17 protein-coding genes are annotated in these 17,602 nt (G+C 69.9%); 7 read left to right on the plus strand and 10 right to left on the minus strand.

Going from position 1 to position 17,602, the window contains the following annotated elements; all coding sequences use genetic code 11:
- Window positions 1–40: 40 nt before the first annotated feature.
- The 4 genes from pepN to QOZ99_RS03285 all read right to left on the minus strand — a co-directional run bounded on the left by pepN (window position 41) and on the right by QOZ99_RS03285 (window position 5,218).
- Window positions 41–2,686, minus strand: coding sequence for an aminopeptidase N (gene pepN, locus QOZ99_RS03270; protein WP_306888482.1), 2,646 nt, complete (start codon window positions 2,684–2,686; stop codon window positions 41–43).
- A 79-nt stretch (window positions 2,687–2,765) separates the two neighbouring features.
- Entirely contained in the window at window positions 2,766–3,140 is a 375-nt protein-coding gene (gene folB, locus QOZ99_RS03275) for a dihydroneopterin aldolase (RefSeq protein ID WP_306888483.1), read from the minus strand.
- 15 nt (window positions 3,141–3,155) lie between these two features.
- A complete protein-coding gene (locus QOZ99_RS03280; protein ID WP_306888484.1) occupies window positions 3,156–4,214 on the minus strand; it encodes a hydantoinase/oxoprolinase family protein in 1,059 nt (352 codons plus the stop codon).
- Window positions 4,211–5,218: an ATP-grasp domain-containing protein gene (locus tag QOZ99_RS03285; RefSeq protein WP_306888485.1), complete on the minus strand. Its 1,008-nt coding sequence runs from the start codon at window positions 5,216–5,218 to the stop codon at window positions 4,211–4,213. Before QOZ99_RS03285 ends, QOZ99_RS03280 begins: the two co-directional genes overlap by 4 nt.
- A gap of 44 nt (window positions 5,219–5,262) precedes the next feature.
- On the opposite strand from QOZ99_RS03285, the gene QOZ99_RS03290 reads away from it, so the two are divergent.
- A complete protein-coding gene (locus tag QOZ99_RS03290; protein WP_306888486.1) occupies window positions 5,263–5,961 on the plus strand; it encodes a HisA/HisF-related TIM barrel protein in 699 nt (232 codons plus the stop codon).
- Between the two features lie 5 nt (window positions 5,962–5,966).
- Here QOZ99_RS03290 and QOZ99_RS03295 read toward each other — a convergent pair whose 3' ends face one another.
- The 6 genes from QOZ99_RS03295 to QOZ99_RS03320 all read right to left on the minus strand — a co-directional run bounded on the left by QOZ99_RS03295 (window position 5,967) and on the right by QOZ99_RS03320 (window position 11,871).
- A complete protein-coding gene (locus tag QOZ99_RS03295; protein WP_306888488.1) occupies window positions 5,967–6,803 on the minus strand; it encodes a triphosphoribosyl-dephospho-CoA synthase in 837 nt (278 codons plus the stop codon).
- Window positions 6,800–7,732 (minus strand): RimK family alpha-L-glutamate ligase, encoded by a 933-nt coding sequence (locus QOZ99_RS03300; protein ID WP_306888489.1) that lies wholly within the window; start codon window positions 7,730–7,732, stop codon window positions 6,800–6,802. Before QOZ99_RS03300 ends, QOZ99_RS03295 begins: the two co-directional genes overlap by 4 nt.
- 8 nt (window positions 7,733–7,740) lie before the next feature.
- Complete coding sequence (gene mch / locus QOZ99_RS03305) at window positions 7,741–8,709, minus strand: methenyltetrahydromethanopterin cyclohydrolase (protein ID WP_306888490.1); 969 nt, start codon at window positions 8,707–8,709, stop codon at window positions 7,741–7,743.
- A 2-nt stretch (window positions 8,710–8,711) separates the two neighbouring features.
- Window positions 8,712–9,863 (minus strand): ATP-grasp domain-containing protein, encoded by a 1,152-nt coding sequence (locus QOZ99_RS03310; protein WP_306888491.1) that lies wholly within the window; start codon window positions 9,861–9,863, stop codon window positions 8,712–8,714.
- Window positions 9,847–10,761 (minus strand): NAD(P)-dependent methylenetetrahydromethanopterin dehydrogenase, encoded by a 915-nt coding sequence (locus QOZ99_RS03315; RefSeq protein WP_306888492.1) that lies wholly within the window; start codon window positions 10,759–10,761, stop codon window positions 9,847–9,849. Before QOZ99_RS03315 ends, QOZ99_RS03310 begins: the two co-directional genes overlap by 17 nt.
- A gap of 90 nt (window positions 10,762–10,851) precedes the next feature.
- The gene (locus QOZ99_RS03320) at window positions 10,852–11,871 is read right to left on the minus strand and encodes a beta-ribofuranosylaminobenzene 5'-phosphate synthase family protein (RefSeq protein WP_306888493.1); all 1,020 of its coding nucleotides are present in this window, start codon (window positions 11,869–11,871) and stop codon (window positions 10,852–10,854) included.
- Window positions 11,872–12,051: 180 nt separating this feature from the next.
- Here QOZ99_RS03320 and QOZ99_RS03325 point away from each other — a divergent pair, with 180 nt between their 5' ends.
- The 6 genes from QOZ99_RS03325 to QOZ99_RS03350 all read left to right on the plus strand — a co-directional run bounded on the left by QOZ99_RS03325 (window position 12,052) and on the right by QOZ99_RS03350 (window position 17,587).
- Window positions 12,052–12,432 (plus strand): 4a-hydroxytetrahydrobiopterin dehydratase, encoded by a 381-nt coding sequence (locus QOZ99_RS03325; protein ID WP_306888494.1) that lies wholly within the window; start codon window positions 12,052–12,054, stop codon window positions 12,430–12,432.
- 13 nt (window positions 12,433–12,445) lie between these two features.
- A complete protein-coding gene (locus QOZ99_RS03330) occupies window positions 12,446–13,687 on the plus strand; it encodes a formylmethanofuran dehydrogenase (RefSeq protein WP_306888495.1) in 1,242 nt (413 codons plus the stop codon).
- Window positions 13,688–15,355 (plus strand): formylmethanofuran dehydrogenase subunit A, encoded by a 1,668-nt coding sequence (locus QOZ99_RS03335; protein WP_306888496.1) that lies wholly within the window; start codon window positions 13,688–13,690, stop codon window positions 15,353–15,355. It begins immediately after the preceding gene.
- A 211-nt stretch (window positions 15,356–15,566) separates the two neighbouring features.
- On the plus strand, window positions 15,567–16,481 hold the full coding sequence (gene fhcD / locus QOZ99_RS03340; RefSeq protein WP_306888497.1) for a formylmethanofuran--tetrahydromethanopterin N-formyltransferase: 915 nt from the start codon (window positions 15,567–15,569) through the stop codon (window positions 16,479–16,481).
- Complete coding sequence (locus tag QOZ99_RS03345) at window positions 16,478–17,275, plus strand: formylmethanofuran dehydrogenase subunit C (protein WP_306888498.1); 798 nt, start codon at window positions 16,478–16,480, stop codon at window positions 17,273–17,275. Before fhcD ends, QOZ99_RS03345 begins: the two co-directional genes overlap by 4 nt.
- A gap of 99 nt (window positions 17,276–17,374) precedes the next feature.
- Window positions 17,375–17,587 (plus strand): DUF1059 domain-containing protein, encoded by a 213-nt coding sequence (locus QOZ99_RS03350; protein ID WP_306888499.1) that lies wholly within the window; start codon window positions 17,375–17,377, stop codon window positions 17,585–17,587.
- Window positions 17,588–17,602: the final 15 nt, after the last annotated feature.

The following is a 17,602-nucleotide window of genomic DNA, read 5'->3' on the forward strand; positions in this document are numbered from 1 at the left end:
CCGACCGGAACGACGAATACTGCGCTTTTTATACGCTTGCTTAGCTGAGAGAACGGGCAGCGATGTCGGCGACATCCGGTGAGAGGCCGGGCGTGTCGGCTACCCTCCTCACTTCAGCCTCGGCAAGGGAGCGGCGCCGGGGCTCCAGCGCACGCCAGCTCTTGAAGGCCGCCAGCAAACGCGCGGCGACCTGCGGATTCCGGCCGTCGAGCGCCAGTACCGTGTCGGCGATGAAACGGTAGCCGGCTCCGTCTGCACGGTTGAATTGGGTCGGGTTGGCGCTGGAATAGGAGCCGATCAGCGCGCGCACCCTGTTGGGGTTGCTCATGGCGAAGGCAGGATGGCCGGTGAGCGCGCGCACGCGGTCCAGCGTCGCGGGCTCGGCGATCTGCGCCTGCAGGGCGAACCACTTGTCGATCACCAGCGGATCGTCGCGGAAGCGCTCGTAGAAGGCGGCGAGGGCCGGCTCGCGCTGCTGCGGTGCGCCATGCGCCAGCACGGATAACGCGAAGAGGCGATCCGTCATGTTGTCGGCCGCTTCGAAATGCGCCACCGCCCGGGCGATGTCGGCGGGCGCCGCAGTGGCGGCCAGCAGATCAAGGCAGGCATTGCGCAGCGCCCGGCGTCCGGCCGAGCCCGCGTCCGGCGCATAGGTGCCGAAGGGCGCGAGGCGGGGATAGGTCATCTCCAGCAGCGGGCGCAGCGCATCGCCCAGCGTCCGGCGCAGGTCCCCGCGCGCGGCATGGATCGCGTCGGGGTCCACCTCGCGGCCGATCTCCCGTGCCACATCGGCTTCCGAGGGCAGCGACAGCGCCTGCGCGACGAAGGCGGGGTCGAGTGCGGCATCCTCCAGCGTCGCGCTCAACGCCTCCACCAGCGGCGTCGCCGAGGGAGCCGCCCCGCCACTCCGCGCCCGCGTCGCCGCGACGAGATGGGCGAGGGCGAGGGTCTGCGCCGCGTCGAAGCGGTTGAATGGGTCGCTATCGCGGCGGGCGAGGAACACCAGATCGTCGGTCGACAGGTTCGAGGTCAGCTTGACCGGCGCCGAGAAGCCGCGATTGAGCGAGGCGACCGGCCGCGTCGCCACCTCGCGAAACACGAAGCTCTGCCGCGGCTGGCTGACGACCAGCACGCCGCGCTCGGCATTGGCGCCATCGTCCAGCACCAGTGGCAGGTCCTCGCCATCCGGCCCGACAAGGCCGAGCGCGAGCGGGATCACCATCGGCGCCTTGTCATCCTGACCCGGCGTGGGCGGCAGGTGCTGGGCAATGTCGAGGCGGTAACTGCGCGTGGCCGCATCCCAACTGCCGTGCACGTCGAGTTCCGGCGTGCCCGACTGCGCGTACCACCGCGCGAACTGCGTCAGGTCGATGCCGTTGGCGTCGGCGAAACAGGCCAGGAAATCCTCGACGGTCGCGGCGTCGCCGTCATGGCGGTCGAAATAGAGGTCCATCCCGGCGCGGAAGCCCTCCTCGCCCAGCAGCGTCCGGAGCATGCGCACGACTTCGGCGCCCTTCTCGTAGACGGTGGCCGTGTAGAAATTGTTGATCTCGCGATAGGTGGAGGGACGCACCGGATGGGCCAGCGGCCCGGCATCCTCGGCGAACTGGTGGCTCTTGAGCAGCCGCACGTCGGCGATGCGCTTCACCGGGCGCGAGCGCTGGTCGGATGAGAATTCCTGGTCGCGGAAGACCGTCAGCCCTTCCTTGAGGCAGAGCTGGAACCAGTCACGGCAGGTGATGCGGTTGCCGGTCCAGTTGTGGAAATATTCATGGGCGATGATCGCCTCGATATTGGCATAGTCGGCGTCGGTCGCCGTTTCCGGACTGGCGAGCACGTATTTGTCGTTGAAGATATTGAGGCCCTTGTTCTCCATGGCCCCCATGTTGAAGTCGGCGACAGCGACGATGTTGAAGACATCGAGGTCATATTCGCAGCCGAACACTTCCTCGTCCCACCGCATCGAGCGCTTCAGCGCATCCATGGCGTAGCCGGCCCGGTCGGCCTTGCCGGGCTCGACATAGATGCCCAGTTCCACCTGTCGGCCGGTGGCCGTCCGAAACTCATCGGCCACCTTGTCCAGCCGGCCGCCGACCAGCGCGAAGAGATAGGAGGGCTTCGGCCAGGGGTCGTGCCAGATGGTGTAATGGCGGCTCGTGCCCTCGATCTCGCCGGCCGCGACACGGTTGCCGTTGCCGAGCAGGATCGGCGCCTCCTCCCGCTCGGCCTCGATGCGGGTGGTGTAGACGGCGAGCACGTCCGGCCGGTCGGGAAAATAGGTGATGCGGCGGAAGCCCTCCGCCTCGCATTGCGTGCAATAGGCCCCGCTGGAGCGATACAGGCCCATCAGCTTGCTGTTGGCGGAAGGGTCGAGCCAGGTCTCGATCTCCACCAGAACCGGCTGCTGCGGCGGGGCGAACAGCGTCAGCCCCGAGGGCGTCGCGCCATAGGCCGTGCCCGCCAGCGGCGTGCCGTCGAGGCTGACCGCCTTCAGCACCAGTTCGTCGCCGTCGAGCGCGATGGGCGAGCCCTCGCGCCCGTCCGGGTTCGGTCGCATGGCCAGCCGGGCCATGACGCGGGTGGCATGGCGGTCGAGGCGGATGTCGAGATGAACCGTGTCCACCAGCCAGTCCGGCGGTCGGTAATCGCTGAGGCGGACGGGTTGGGGCTCGGCATCACGCGACATGGCAAGGCTCCGGAACGCTCATTTTCCCAAGAAGTAGGCCCTCGGCACGCGAACCGGAAGCCCTGCCATGCGCGATGGTTCACCGCGTGCGGATGATTTCGACGCCGACATCGCGGAAGATGCCGGGAATGGGCGCGGCCGGCTTGTGAACCTCCACCCGCACCTTGTCGACCCGCGGATAGCGCGCGAGCACCGCGCCGGCGATCGCCTCGGCCAGCGCCTCGATGATGTGGAACCGATGCCCGGCGGAGACCTCGTGCACCAGCGCGAACACTTTGTCGTAGCCGACGGTCTCGGCATAATCGTCATGGATGGCGGCCGGGGCGGCATCGAGCCACCAGTCGATATCCACGATGAAGCGCTGGCCGAGCCGGGCCTCCTCCTCATACAGGCCGTGATGGGCGTGAATCTCGATGCCACGCAGGAAGATGCGGTCAGCGGTGGAGGCGGCCATGCGGAATTTTCCCGGTCAGTCTTCGGTGAGGGCGGCGGCGAGCAGGCCGACGGCGACGGCAGGCGCGCAATCGGCGGCCTCGCGCGCGAGATTCTCGTCGTCCGTCAGCACCTGGGCGAGGTCGAGATAGGCGAGGTTGCGACGCTCGGCGAGCCGGGCGGCGAGGAAGCGCCCGACGCCGGCACCGACGATGAGGTCGGTTTCCTCCGGCCCGGCGGAGGCGACGCAGTCAAAGGCGCGGCTGAGCCGGTGCCGTTGCTCCTCGGCGAAATAGCGCGCCAATGCCCGGGCCGCCGGCAACACCTGCGGGGCGAAATCCTGCCCCACCATGCGCAGCAGCCGGCGCGCGCTGGCCTCCGCGCTCTTGGGGCCGCCATCGGCGCTCGGATGCAGGTCCGACGCCTCGGCCAGTTCGCCGGTCAGGCGATGCACATCCGCCGTGGTGGCGTAGTGCTCCGCCATGAGGGGCAGCCAGCGCCCGCCCCATGGCGCGGCGTCCGCCAGTGCCATCACCGGCGTGCGCACGACGCCGGCATAGATCAGCTCGTTATTGGCGAGGCGCTCGGCATCGCTGAAGCCGCGCGCGGCGACGCGGCTGGCGCTGAACGGGATAATGTCGCTCGTGGTCGAGCCGATATCGATCAGCACGCCGCCCGGCAGCAGATGGGCGAGCACGGCGGCGGTGGCATACCAGTTGGCCGAGCCGATCGTGTCGGCATGCGCCGCCGCCTCGGTTGCCGGCACGAAGCCTTCCGGGCCGGCGAACAGCGCCAGCGGCGCGGTGCCGAGTTCCTCGATGAGGATCGCCGCCGTGCCGACCACACCGGCCCGGCGGTCCGGCCACAGGTCGGCGACTTCCGCCGTCATGGTGACGGCGGAGGCGGCGTCACCGGGGAACTCGGCGCGCAGCGTGCGGATCGCCTCGCGCAGATGCGTGGCCCCTTTCCACACCGGGCAGGGAGCGATACGCACGGCCTTGAGGCGGCCGTCGCGGCCAAAGGCGGCGAGCTTCACATGCGCGCCGCCGACGTCCCAGCCGAGGCGGACGACGTTGCGCAGGGTTTCGGATGTCAAAGGTTGATCTCCACGGGTCGGGCAGGCGGCAGATGCGGCAGGTTGGGGACGTCGCCCTCGGGAACCTCGCCGTCGCGGATCAGTTCGGCGACGAAGGCGAGCGGATTGACCGCCAGCGCGCGTCGCAGGCCGACATAGGATGTGGTGAGGCGCGGATTGACCTCGATCACCACCGGCCCTGTCGGTGTGGCGAGGTAATCGATACCGACCAGTCCGCTGAGGCCCGGCAGCGCGGCACCGATCCGCTCCGCCAGCATGCGCAGCGTGTCGTCCACCGGAAAGGCACCGACCGTCACGCCGCTGAACCGGAACCGCCCCCCGATGATCGCCACATGCTGCCGGTTGGCCGCGAGAACATGGGTGCGGCCCTGCTGGCACAACAGGCTGAGGCTGGCGGCGGCTCCCTCGACCAGCGGCTGGATGATGGCGCCCGGCGCGATCGGTTCCGCCGGGAGATTCGCGATCGGCAGATCCGCGACCGGGAGATTCGCGACAAGGATCACATCGAGCGCGCCCGCGCCATCATCCGGCTTGATCACGAACGGGCCGGCCTGTCCGCGCGGAACCGAGCCGGGCCGCCAGGTGGGAATGACCGGCACGCCGGCACGGGCGAGCACTTCGGCCGTTTCCCGCTTGCTGGCGCAGATGCGCAGCGTCGCGTCGTCCGGGGCGATGACCCGGCTGTTGCGGGTGCGCAGCCGTTTCACCAGTCGCGCGAGGATGCCCTCGCATTCCGGCGCGATCGGCCAGCAGCACTGCGCCTCTGCCGCCAGTTCGTCCCAGAGCGCGCCGGCATCGTCGCCCGGTCCGACGGGACGGCTGGCCCCGCGCGGCGGCGGGGGCAGGCGCGCGTCATGCGTCGTGACGACGCGGATGCCGGGCAGGTCCTCGAGATCGCCGATCAGCGCGTCGCGCATCAGCGCGCCTTCGGCTATCAGATCCTCCGGCAGCGCCGCGCCGGCATAAAAGCCGCCCGTGACCGTTTCGCATACGAAGACCCGCATTAGGCACGCCCGATCTGGATAGGCCGGAGTGGAGAGACTGCACCGTGGAACTTATACCCGTCCTTGACCTCATGGGAGGTGCGGTTGTCCATGCCCGACGCGGCGCGCGCGATGCCTACCGGCCGATCGAAACCCCGCTCTGCGTCGGGGCGACCCCGCGGGATGTCGCCGACGCCCTGCTGCGGCTCGCGCCGTTTCGCACGCTCTACGTAGCCGACCTCGATGCCATTGCCGGCCGGGGAGGGCATGATGAGGTGCTGGGCGAACTCGCGTCCCGGCATGAGGGGCTCGCATTGTGGGTCGATGCCGGCGAGGCCAGGGCCGCTGCCGTGGCGCGCCGCGCGGTTCACGGACCGGGCCGGCCGGTGGTCGGCAGCGAGGCCGTGGCGAGCCTCGAACAGGGGCTGGCGGCCCTCGCCGTGACCGGCACTGTGTTCTCGCTCGATTTCGGCCCGGAAGGTCCGCGCGGCCCGGCGGCACTGCACGCCGATTCCCAATTCTGGCCGGACACGGTGATCGTGATGACACTGGCGCGGGTCGGGGCGGGGGAGGGGCCCGACTATGCGCGGCTCGGCGCGATCCTCTCCCGCGCCGGCGGGCGGCAGGTCTATGCGGCGGGCGGGGTACGCCATACCGACGACCTCGCCCGGCTGGCCGACCTCGGTTGCGCCGGCGTTCTGCTGGCCAGTGCCCTGCATGATGGACGCCTGGCCCGCCGCGAGATCGAGGCCTATCTGAGCTGACGCGCTCATGCGTCCACCGGCCGTGACGAGAGGGCGGCGGCGAACAGCGTCGCCACGGTGAGATCGGCGCTGGTGCCGGGATTGAGGCCGCGCTCCTTGAGCGAGAGGTCGAAGGCGAGAAGCGGCGGATGGCGCATGGCCGCCGGCGCGCGAAGATCGACCGTGCCAGCCACGCGCTCGGCCTCGCTCCGCACCTCTTCCGCGACGGCTGTCCCGAACTTGCGGGCGATATGGCTGTCGGGGAAGGCGGAGAGATAGGCGAGATAGACCGCCTCGGTCCGCGCCTGGGGTTCGGCCTCCGCGAAGGCGGCAAGCCGGGGGAGGCCGAGTTCGAACACGTCTTCGAATCCGCGGGCATATTGCCGGGCGATGCGGTCGCGCCCGGCCGCCAGCGCCATTGCCTCCACGAGGCCGATGCGGGCGGGAGTGGCCACGTCATGCACGTCCACCCGCCCCAGCCCGCCGGGATTGGCGGCCGCGATGGCCCGGAAGGCGGCCTGCGCGTCGTCCCCGTCGAGCCCGTGGAGGACAGCGGCAAGCTCCGCGCGCAACGCCCCTGCTGCTTCCGCCGCGGCGGCGAGCGGGGCGCAGAGCAGAAGGATGCCGAGATTGGTATTGAGCCCGGTAACCTTGAGCGAGGCCGCCACCGCCGCCTCGATGCGCGCGCCGACCCTCGCGCCGCGCGCCGCGATGCAGGGCGCCGCTGCCGCGGCCGCCCGCTCGAAATGGGCCACCTCCATGCCGTGGCCGGCGCTGAAGCGGTGCACATTGCCCGGTTTCAGCGCTTCAAGCTCGGCCATGCAGGCGGCGCGGAAAGCGCGCGCGATCGCGTCCGGCGTCATTGGGCGGGCATCGGCTCGAGCACGGGCTTGAGCGCGGGCTTGAGCGCGCCTGCGAGATAGGCGGAGAGCCGGCCGGCAATGTCGATTTCGGTGGTCTTCTGCAACCCCTTCCAGGCCGGCATGGAATTGACCTCCAGCACCTGGAAGCCGCCCCGCGCATCCTCGATCAGGTCGACGCCGGCATAGTCGGCCCCCACCGCCGCCGTCGCGCGGATGGCGAAGTCGAAGGCTTGCGGATCCTGCGGCGCGCTCTCGCCGATGGCGCCCTGATGGATGTTGGTGATCCAGCGCGGCGAGCGGCGGATCATCGCCGCCGCAACCTCGCCGCCGATCACGAATACCCGCCAGTCGCGAAAATCGGGTCCACTCCGCTGGGTGACGAAGTCCTGCAGGTAGTAGAGGCCGCCCACCGTCTCCGGTTCCGGCAGGGTGGCGCGGGGGGCGAGGCGGCGGATACCCTTGCCCTGAGCTCCGAAAAGCGGCTTCAGCACCATGTCGCCCGGCGCCTCGTCAACCAGTGCCTGCATCGCCGCGCGGTCCTCGCCCACGAGGGTGCGCGGCGTCGGCAGGCCGGCCTTCGCGATGAGGAAGCTGGTCATGCTCTTGTCGACGCAGCGCTCCACCGCGCGCGCATCGTTCACCACCTTCACGCCCAGTTCGCGCAGGGCGTGAAGCAGGCCGAGCCGGGCGGTGATCTGCTCGGTCGTGCCCTTGGCGATGAGGCGCACGAAGGCGGCGGCAGGCAATTCGTCGCCGAAGCCCGGCAGCATCAGCCCATGCGCCGTCGCGCCGATGGCGAAGCCGCAATCGTTGAGCGAGAGCACGACCACCCGGAGCCCCGTCCGCTCGATCGCGGCCTTGAGGTTGCGCGTGTGCCAGTCGGCATCCTCGGTGAAGATGACGACCGTGTCGCCCGCCCGTCCGCTCATGCGCAAACTCACGCGAAAGAGCGGTCGATCACCGCCTCGTCGAAGGCGCCATGGGTGAAGCTGCGCCCGGTGGAGAGCGCCGTGACCGTCACCCGCGCGGGGCTGAACAGCATGGGATCCATGGCATAGAAATCGCCATTATAGGCCGTGAAGATCTCGCCGAAGGCGCGGCCATAGTCGCGCGAGGTGGAACTGGGCAGCCCGGCCGCCAGCGCCGCGGCCTCCTCCTCCGGCCCCTCGACGAAAAGATGCACGTCGCCGCCGTAAAGGCTCGCGTCGTTGGTCCGGCCCATCGCCGTGATGAAGTCCGGCGCGGGCGGAGGCAGCGGCGCGCTGGCCAGCCCGTCGACGATGCGATCGAGCGGGAAATGCAGCGCATGCGCCTTGTGCAGCGCCACTTCCAGCACGCGCGCCACCACCTGCACGGTGCCGGCGAGGCTCATGGTGGGGGTGAGGATGAGGGTGAGCTGATCGGGCGCGACGCCGCAGCCGGCCGCGATGCGCTCCACCAGCACCTCCGGCGGGAGACGGTCGACCTCCAGCACCAGCACGGCGCTCGACGCCTCGTCGCGATAGCCCAGTTCCCCGAACAGTTCCTCCTTGGCGTGCAGCGCCCGGCCGGGCCCGGAGCCGAGCGCGAAGAACTCGCCTTCGGCCAGGCTCCAGCCGGCATATTGGCTGGCGAGGCAGGCGGTGACGGGGTCGGCGGTGCGCACGCCGATGAGGGTTCCCCAACGCGTGAAGCGCGCGGCGGGCACGATATCCACCGCGCCGAGGCCGCCGAGGCAGATTTCGGCGATCAGCCTGCCCGCCTCGATGCCGCCGCGCGCCTTTATGCCGGCATCCACGATGCGCGCGCCCGCGGCACTGCGGGTGACGGCGAGGCGCAATTGCGGCGCCCGCCCGATCAAGCTTTCGACGAGCGGCTCCGTCAGCGTCGAGACGCTCGGGCGCGGGGTGTGGGAAAGGTGGTCCATGGTCAGTTACTCCGCCGCGTTGCGGCTGGCCGGTTCAGGTCACGCCAGAGATGGTCGGTACGGGTGTCAATCAGCGCACGCGCCTGCGCGGCGTCGCGACCATGCGCGAAGACGGTGCAGAGCGGCTCGCCTTCCCCGATGAGGGCGCCCGCGGGCGGGCGGTCGGCCACCCAGCCGGGCAGCGGCGCGCATGGTATCGCGACAGCCGCCGGGGCATAGAAGACGGCGGCGGCGCGAACCGCCTCCGCCTCGTCCGGCATCTCCGCCGGATCCAGCGTTGCGCGCTCGGGCAGGTGTCCCTCGCACGCCGCGATATGCAGCTTCAGCAGCGGCGGCAGCGGCGCGTGGTCGAAAATGTCGAGAGTCGCGCCGGGGCGCGGGTTGATCTCGATGAGATGCCAGGCCTCATCACTCACGATCAGGTCGGCGCTGGCCAGCCCGACAAGGCCGGCGGCCGCGACGATGGCGTCCAGCGCCACGGCGATTTCGATCTCCACGCCGACATCCAGCCGGATCGGGCCGGCCGCGCCGCCATAGCGGAACGGGGCGCCCCGGGTCGGCGCGCACCATTGCTCGGAGAAGGCGAGGAGGCGCGCCTCCCGGCCATTGCCGAGGAACAAGGCCGAGACCGTGCGGCCCTCGACATGTTCCTGCAGGTACCAGCCTTCGCCGCGTGCTCGGTCCGCCCGGCTCACATGCCCGCCACCGGCGCCGCCGACGCGCTTCTCCAGCACGGCAACGCCCTCCGGCGCGCGATCGAACAGGCGCGGGTGCGGGATGCCGAGATCGCCCAGCAACCGGTCCATCATCCGCGGCTCCTTGAGCGCGAGCAGCGTGCGCCGGCCATTGCCGAGCAGGCGGAACCGCGCGCCGAGCCGCTCGACAAGGCCCGGCGCGGCCTCGAAGCCGGTGCCGAGCACGAGCGGAAGGCCAGGGGCGGCATGGCGGGCAAGCTGCGCCAACAGGTCGTGCGGATCGATGGCGAAGCCGGGAAGGCGCCGCAGCGCGACAGCCTCCACCGCCAGTTCGCGCGTGTCCTCATCGGCGAACAGGTCGAGGACCAGCGCGCGAAGTCCGGCCCGGCGGGCGGCGGCGGCAAGCCCGCGCGCCGCGACAGCGACGATGACGACATCGGCGTCATTCCCGCGCGGCAAGGGAGCGTGCCAGCGTGAAGGCATCCTCGAACCCGATGGTCAGCGCCTGCGTCGCGACGCGCATGCGTGCCAGAAGCTCATGCTGAACGCGGTATTTCAGATGACCGATCGTCAGCGCGCCGATGCCGACCGCACCGCCCGCCGCGCCGCCCGCCAGCGGCTTGGCGTCGGCATGGGCGTCGATGCCGGCAATGCCGGCCGGCGGCACCGCATTGACGTCGGCGGCAACGAGAAGATCGCGGGCGGCGGCGAGGGCATCGGCGGAGAGGATTTCCACGCCCGCCCTGCCGCAGGCCAGCACCACCTGCGCGCCGGGCAGCAGGGCGCGCTTCTCGTCCTCGCTGCTGGCGCTGGCGCTGGCAAGATCCACGCCGAAGCGCTGCTTGAAGTCGCGCGCCTTGGCGGCGACCGCCTCCACGTCGCGGTGGCTGACCAGCGTCACCTCCGCACCCGCCTGCGCGGCGATCACCCCGGCAATGCCGCCGACCACGCCGGTCGCGCCATAGACCTGCACCTTCACGCCCTTGATGCCCTCGGGATGGCTCGGGCGCAGCCGGCGCTCCACCTCGGCCACCATGGCGGCGGCGGTGGTGAACGAGCCTGCCGGATCGACGAAGAGAGAAATCTCGAACGGCGCGAACAGCACGCTCTTCGCCTTTGCCGCCATGTCGAGGGCGAGGCTCGCATCCTTGCCGCCGATGAACAGCCCGGTGCGTGGGGCGGCCTCGGGGCTGCGCGAGAACATCATGTCCTGTGTGAGGTCGGCCATCTCGTCGAGCGTCACGCCGGAATAGGGCAGGATGGTCGCGTAGCCGGCATCCACCGCCATGTTCACGTCGAAGGGCGAGACGTGGCGCAGCGGGGAGACGATGTGGAGAATCGGGGCGATGTCCGCCATGTCGTTTCGGTCCCTGGGCAAAATGGGCCTTGCGGCCTCTGGTCGAGGAGGATCGGAAGAGCGACGCGGGCGTTTACGCCAAAACCGCCGCTAGCACTGCTCGAGGCAGGCAAGCCATTCGATCCGTGCCCCGGCATTGGCGCCGCGCACACAGTCGAAAGCCAGAGCGGGCCGGTCGCCGAAAAGGGCGCGGGCCTCGCTGAGAATCGTTTCCGCTTCCTCGGGGCTGCCCAGCACAGCAAAGCCGGTGGGGCCCCAGGAACTCTGGCCAAGGCCGCGCAGCCCGCGGCTCTCCAGCCAGTCCATCACCTCGGCGACGGAAGAGCTTGTATAGCGGCCGCCCTGGGCACTCGCATAGTGCTCTCCGAGCAGGCGCTGCATTTCGCCGACCGCCGCCGCGAAATAATCCACATCCGCTTCCGCCAGCGCCGGCAACGCCACCATCACAGCCAGCCGCGCCATGTGGCCCGCCAATGTGTCCGCGAAGGGCGGCAGCCCTTCCATCGCGGCGGTTTCCTCGCTGCCGCTAAGCCCCTGATGGCTGTTGTCATATACCAGCAGCAGCCGCCAGTTCTCGGGGAAGGGCAGGCGCGAGAGGATGGGCGGGGGGGCATCCGAGCCGCGCTTCTTGCCGCCATCCAGGATCACGCCGCCCTCGGTGAAGGCGCCGATGCCGATGGCCGAACGCGCCCCGCGACCCAACGCCGCCCCCACTTCGCGCGGGGAGAGCGCCAGACCGTTCAAGAGGCACAGGCCGGTCGCGACGGCGAGGCCGAGCTGGGTGCCCGAGCCGAGGCCGGAATGAGGCGGCAGCGCCGTCTCGACGGTGATCTCCACCGCCTTGTCGATGCCGAAGCGTTCGGCCGCCTTCACCGCCGCCGCCAGCGCCCGGCCGGCATCCGGCCCGGTGGCCGAAAGCGAGGGCGCGCGCTGCATCCGCACGATGGTGGAGGGCCGGTCGAGGGTGATGCCGAGGCTGCCGAAGCGGCGCCCGAGCGTGCCGGCGAGATCGAGGAATCCGAGATGCAGCCGGCCCGGCGCGGTGATGCGCACCACGTTGCTGCCGTCCGGCCTGTGCGCCATCTGCGGGTTGGGCGTCGTCTTGTTCACGGGCGTTTCCTCAAGAGCCATCGTAAGGCGGGCGGGGCGGCAAGGACAAGCGCCCCAGACAAATGAGCCGCGAGGGGGGATTTGCGACCTGCCCCCGCCGCGTGCTACCGAATCAGGTGAGGCCACCCGCGACAGAACGGGGGCACACCGCCCAGAGGACGCTCGACGAGGACGCCGCTTATGGCGCTGGATCCGAAAAAGACCTTCACCGACAATGAGGTGGAGGAACGGCTTGCTGCCGACCTGCCGCACTGGACGCTCCAGGACGGCTGGATCCGGCGCACCTATCGCACCTCCAGCTGGAAGGGAACGCTGATGGTGATCAACGCCGTCGGCCATCTGGCGGAAGCGGCGTGGCACCATCCCGATATCACGGCGTCCTATGCCTGGGTCGAGGTGCGGCTGATGTCGCATGACGCCAAGGGCATTACCGAGCGCGATTTTCAGCTGGCGAAAAAGATAGAGGACGTGGTCGGCTGGCAGCCGGGCACGGAGGCGAACAGCGCGCTGGAAGGCACGCCGCGCGGCGATCTGCGCTTCGCCTACATCAAATATGACTGACCGGGCAGGAACGATGGCCGACGTTGCGATTGAGACGATCGAGGATGTGGTCTGCGGCTTCTGCGGGCTGGGCTGCGACGACCTGCGCGTCGAGGTCGAGGGGCGCGCGCTGCGCGCCGCCGGCACGATCTGCCCGGAGGCGGCGCGGCTGATCCGCCGGCTCGACGTCGCCGACCGGCCGGCCAGCGTGGCCGGCACGGCCGTCGATCTCGACACGGCGGCCGAGGCGGCGCGCCATATCCTGCTGGGCGCGCGCGCCACGCTGATCGGCGGGCTCGGCACCGACATGGCCGGGGCTGGCGCGCTCACCGACCTCGCCATCCGCTTCGGCGGCGTGCTCGATCACCATGCCTCGGACGGTCTGTTTCGCAATTACGCGAGCGTCCAGCGCACGGGCTGGCTGGCCACCACGCTGGCGGAAGTGCGCAACCGCTGTGATCTTCTGCTGGTCATCGGCGAGGATCCCGCCGGCCAGTGGGGCCGGCTGTTCGAGAGGCTGTTTCCCGAAGCGCCGCTTTTCGCCGAGGGCCGCCGCCGGGTGGTCTTCATCGGCGGCGCGCCGGGCGAGACGGCGCGGCGCCAACTGGGGCACGCTGACATTTCACATCTCGCCACGGATGATCCCGTCGCCGTTCTGGAAGCGCTCGGCGCGCTGAGCGCCGGCCGGACGCCGCCGGGCGAGGCGTTTGGCGGGGTGCCCGCCACCGAACTGGCCGCGCTGGCCGAGGCGATGGGCGCCGCGCATTACGTCGTCGCGACCTGGAACGCCGCCGCGCACGATGACGGCGACCTCGTCGCGGAGCGGGCGACGGCGCTGGTCGACCGGCTCAACGTCACCACGCGGGCCGGCGTGTTCCCGCTCGGGGGACGCGACAACATCATCGGGGTGAACCAGCTGCTGCTGTGGCGGCTCGGCTATCCCTTGCGCACCGCGGTGCGCGGGCAGGCCAGCGCGCATGACGGTGCGCTCTACGCCACCGAGGCGGCGCTGGGCGATGCCGACGTGCTGCTGTGGGTCTCCGCCTTCCGGCCGGAGCCGCCGCCTTCCTTCGCGGGCAAGATCATTGCGCTTGCCCATCCCGAGACAATCTTCGACAAAGAACCGGATGTTCTTATCCCCGTGGGCACGCCCGGCATCGACCATGCCGGCACCGTGTTCCGCATGGATTCCATCGTGAGCCTGCCGCTCGGCGCCTTGCGCGTCGCGACGCTGCCCAGCGTCGCCGAGGCTGTGCGTTGCATAGCGGAGGGGTAGATGAGACTGCGGCTCACGGGCGGGCGCGTGCTCGATCCGGCCAATGGCGAGAACGGCGTCGCCACCGGTTCGGTGCGCGACATCGAGATCGAGGACGGGCGCATCGTCGCCCCGACGGACCAGCGGGCGGATGCCGAGTATGATCTCGGCGGCGATGTCGTGCTGGCGGGCGGCATCGACCTGCACAGCCATATCGCCGGCGGCAAGATGAACCTGGCGCGGCTCTTGATGCAGGAGGATCGCCGGGCCTTTCCCGAAATGCCCGGCAATTTCTGCGGCTGCGGCGGGGGGCGGGCGGTGCCGACCGCCCATGCCACCGGCTGCCGCTATGCCGAGCTGGGCTACACCACGGTGTTCGAGCCGGCCATGGTCGGTGCCAATGCGCGCGGCGCGCATCTGGAAATGGCGGATATCCCCAATCTCGACACCGGCGCCTATCTGGTGCTGGGCAATGACGATTTCTTCCAGCGCCTGCTGGCGGCGGGGGCGCATCAGGAAACCATCAACGCCTATGTCGGCTGGATGATCGAGGCGACGCAGGCCTTCGCCATCAAGATCGTCAATCCGGGCGGCATCAACGCCTTCAAGTTCAACGCCCGCAAGCTCGACCTCGACGAGGCCAACCCCCATTACGGCGTCTCGCCCCGCCGTGTGCTGACCACGCTGATCCGCGCGGTGACGGAACTTGGCCTGCCGCATCCGATTCATCTGCACGGCTGCAATCTCGGCGTGCCCGGCAATGACGAGACCACGCTCGCCACCATCGCCGCCGCCGAGGGGCGGCGCCTGCACCTGACGCATCTGCAATTCCATTCCTACGGCACGGAGGGCGACAAGCGCTTCTCCTCCTCCGCCGCGCGCATCGCGGAAATGGTGAATGGCAATCCGAACATCTCCGTCGATGTCGGGCAGGTCATGTTCGGCCAGACGGTCACCGCCTCGGCCGACTACATGTCGCAATACCGCAACCGCGCCATTGCCAGCCCGAACAAGTCGATCGGCATGGATATCGAGCTGGACGCGGCCTGCGGCGTGGTGCCGTTCGAATACAAGGACAAGTCCTTCGTCAATGCGCTGCAATGGGCGATCGGGCTGGAACTGTTCCTGCTGGTGGAGGACCCGTGGCGGATCTTCCTGACCACGGACCATCCCAATGGCGGGCCGTTCACCACCTATCCCCACCTCATCCGCCTGCTGATGGACCGCGATTTCCGCAACGCGCAACTCGCCACGCTCAACAAGGCGGCGCAGGCCCACACGCTGCTGAGCCAGATCACCCGCGAATACTCGCTGGAGGAAATCGCCATCCTCACCCGCGCCGCGCCCGCCCGCATCCTCGGGCTGACCGACAAGGGCCATCTCGGCGTGGGGGCGGTGGCCGACATCGCCGTCCACACCGAGGATTCCGACCGCGAGGCGATGTTCTCGACCACGCGCTTCGTGTTCAAGAACGGCCGGCTGATCGTGAAGGACGGGCTGGTGGTGGAACTCGCGCAAGGCACCACGCATGTGGCGCGTCCCGAGTTCGACCGCGCGATCGACAAGGACATGCAACGCTGGTTCGACGAATCGGTGGGGCTGAAGTCGAAACATTTCCGCGTCGCCGACGGCGAACTGCGCGGCGGCGCCGGCCCGACCATCCTCAAATGCGAGGGAGTGGCGTCGTGATGGCTCTCGACATGATGTTCCTCGCGCGGCCGCTTTTCACCTCTCCCCGTGGGGCAGAGGTCGGCGCGCAGCGCCGGGTGAGGGGCCCCGCGCTCGCCGCTTTGTCGCGCCGCTGCCCCTCACCCCGCCCCTCTCCCCGACGGGGAGAGGGAGCAGGGCGCGTGGTTGTGATCGGGCGTCCGCTCCTCGTGACCATGCAGGAGGCCGCGCGATGATCCTCAATGGCGTCGAGATCCGCGACACCTTCGCGGAAGCCTTCCCCATGGTCGGCACCCGTCTCATCGTCACCGCCGACACGCCCGAATGGGCGCTGGTCGCGGGGCGGACGACGACGGGCTTCGCCACCTCGGTCATCGGCTGCGGCTGCGAGGCGGCGATCGAGCGCACGCTCAGCGCGGAGGAGACGCCGGACGGGCGGCCGGGCGTGTCGCTGCTCATCTTCGCGATGGATTTCGCATCGTTGAAGAAAGTGGTGCCGCTGCGCCTCGGCCAGTGCGTGCTCACCTGCCCGACCACGGCCTGTTATGCCGGCATCGAGACCGGCAAGCGCGTGCCGCTGGCCAAGACCATTCGCTATTTCGCCGATGGGCACCAGATCTCCAAGAAGATCGGCGACAAGCGTTTCTGGCGCCTGCCGGTCATGGAGGGCGAGTTCGTCTGCGACGAGGATACCGGCTCGGTCGAGGGCGTGGGCGGTGGCAATTTCCTCATCCTCGCCCGCTCGCGCGGCGCGGCGCTGAAGGCCGCGGAGGCGGCCGTGGCGGCGATGGGCAAGGTGGAGGGCATCATCATGCCCTTCCCCGGTGGCGTGGTGCGCTCCGGCTCGAAGGTCGGCTCCAAATACAAAGGCCTGTTCGCTTCCAGCAATGACGCCTATTGCCCGACCCTGCGCGGGACCCGGCCGAGCGCCCTGCCGCCGGAAGTGGGCTCGGTGCTGGAAATCGTCATTGACGGGGTGAGCTTCGCGGCGGTGGCGGAGGCGACGCGTGTCGGCATCCATGCCGTCTGTGCGGTCGGCGAGGAGGGCGGGGTCGTGGCGATCGATGCCGGCAATTACGGCGGCAATCTCGGCCCCTTCCACTTCAAGCTGCGTGAGATCATGGGCACCGAGGGAGGCGCGGCATGAGCGGGGTTTCGCTGAAGCCACGCGCGCCGTTCGAGGCGCGGGTCGATTTTTCCGGCATCACGCCGGCGGTCACGGGTCCGCTCACCCTGCGCGAACTGGAACATCTCGCCGTGCCCCATGGCACACGCAGCGTGCCGCTGGCGGAACTTTTCTTCATCGAGGGCGCGCCCGAGGGCGTGCTCCTGATCGAAATCGGCGATACGCGGCTCGATGGTGTGGGCGCCGGCATGCTGGAAGGCGAACTGATCGTCGACGGCCCGGTCGGGGCCTGGGCCGGGCGGGGCATGGCGGGCGGCATTCTGCGCATTGCCGGCAGGGCCGGTGACTTCCTCGGCGCGGAGCTTTCCGGCGGGCGGATCGAACTGGCCGGCGATGCCGGCGCGCATGCGGGCGCGGCCTCCTCCGGCTCGCGGCGCGGCATGTCGGGCGGCGTGCTCAAGATCAGCGGCCATGCCGGCGCACGCGCGGCCGAGCGCCAGCGCGGCGGCCTGATCATCATCGACGGCGATGCCGGCGAAGGGCTGGCAACCGACATGATCGCGGGCACGGTGAGCGTCGGCGGTGCCATCGGCCCGCTCGCCGGTCGGGGCATGAAGCGCGGCACCATCTTTGCGACATCGGTTCCCGCGCTCCCCGCCGGCTTCGTCGACACCGGGGCGCATGAACTCGTGGCGCTCGCCCTTCTCGCCCGGCGCGTGCCGGAACTGGCGGGCCTGAAGGATTGGGGCCGCGCCCGCCGCCTGGTGGGCGATACGCTGCTCGGCGGGCAGGGCGAGGTGCTGGCACCGGGCTGACCAGCCGCTTTTGTGATTGGGGTGTCGTGGTGGCGCGGGTGTAGATTGCCGCCCCGGCGCCGGGCGTGCCGTTCGGTGCCCGAACCACAGGAGGCGTCCATGGGCCGAATGTTCGTCGATTGCCGTGAAGTGCCCAGCGACAGCAAATGCACCGTAGCCATTGCCGCCGACAATGAGCGCGAACTTCTCGATGCCGTCGTCCAGCACGCGGTGGCGGTGCACGGCGCGAAAGACACGCCGGAGTTCCGCAGCGAACTGAAGAAGGCGATCCACCACGGCACCCCGCCCATGCAGGTGCATCGCGCCGCGTGATGCGAGGGAGAACCG

Origin of the sequence: Ancylobacter amanitiformis (genome assembly GCF_030814815.1) — a bacterium.
Taxonomy (GTDB): Bacteria; Pseudomonadota; Alphaproteobacteria; order Rhizobiales; family Xanthobacteraceae; genus Ancylobacter; species Ancylobacter amanitiformis.

What these genes read in the sequence shown, in the direction of transcription:
- QOZ99_RS03315 (WP_306888492.1), bottom strand. Translation starts at nt 10,761, where the DNA reads ATGGCGGACATCGCCCCGATTCTCCACATCGTCTCCCCGCTGCGCCAC.
- QOZ99_RS03295 (WP_306888488.1), bottom strand. Translation starts at nt 6,803, where the DNA reads ATGACGCCGGACGCGATCGCGCGCGCTTTCCGCGCCGCCTGCATGGCC.
- QOZ99_RS03350 (WP_306888499.1), top strand. Translation starts at nt 17,375, where the DNA reads ATGGGCCGAATGTTCGTCGATTGCCGTGAAGTGCCCAGCGACAGCAAA.
- QOZ99_RS03325 (WP_306888494.1), top strand. Translation starts at nt 12,052, where the DNA reads ATGGCGCTGGATCCGAAAAAGACCTTCACCGACAATGAGGTGGAGGAA.
- mch (WP_306888490.1), bottom strand. Translation starts at nt 8,709, where the DNA reads ATGGACCACCTTTCCCACACCCCGCGCCCGAGCGTCTCGACGCTGACG.
- QOZ99_RS03300 (WP_306888489.1), bottom strand. Translation starts at nt 7,732, where the DNA reads ATGAGCGGACGGGCGGGCGACACGGTCGTCATCTTCACCGAGGATGCC.
- pepN (WP_306888482.1), bottom strand. Translation starts at nt 2,686, where the DNA reads ATGTCGCGTGATGCCGAGCCCCAACCCGTCCGCCTCAGCGATTACCGA.
- QOZ99_RS03345 (WP_306888498.1), top strand. Translation starts at nt 16,478, where the DNA reads ATGAGCGGGGTTTCGCTGAAGCCACGCGCGCCGTTCGAGGCGCGGGTC.
- fhcD (WP_306888497.1), top strand. Translation starts at nt 15,567, where the DNA reads ATGATCCTCAATGGCGTCGAGATCCGCGACACCTTCGCGGAAGCCTTC.
- QOZ99_RS03335 (WP_306888496.1), top strand. Translation starts at nt 13,688, where the DNA reads ATGAGACTGCGGCTCACGGGCGGGCGCGTGCTCGATCCGGCCAATGGC.
- QOZ99_RS03285 (WP_306888485.1), bottom strand. Translation starts at nt 5,218, where the DNA reads ATGCGGGTCTTCGTATGCGAAACGGTCACGGGCGGCTTTTATGCCGGC.
- folB (WP_306888483.1), bottom strand. Translation starts at nt 3,140, where the DNA reads ATGGCCGCCTCCACCGCTGACCGCATCTTCCTGCGTGGCATCGAGATT.
- QOZ99_RS03330 (WP_306888495.1), top strand. Translation starts at nt 12,446, where the DNA reads ATGGCCGACGTTGCGATTGAGACGATCGAGGATGTGGTCTGCGGCTTC.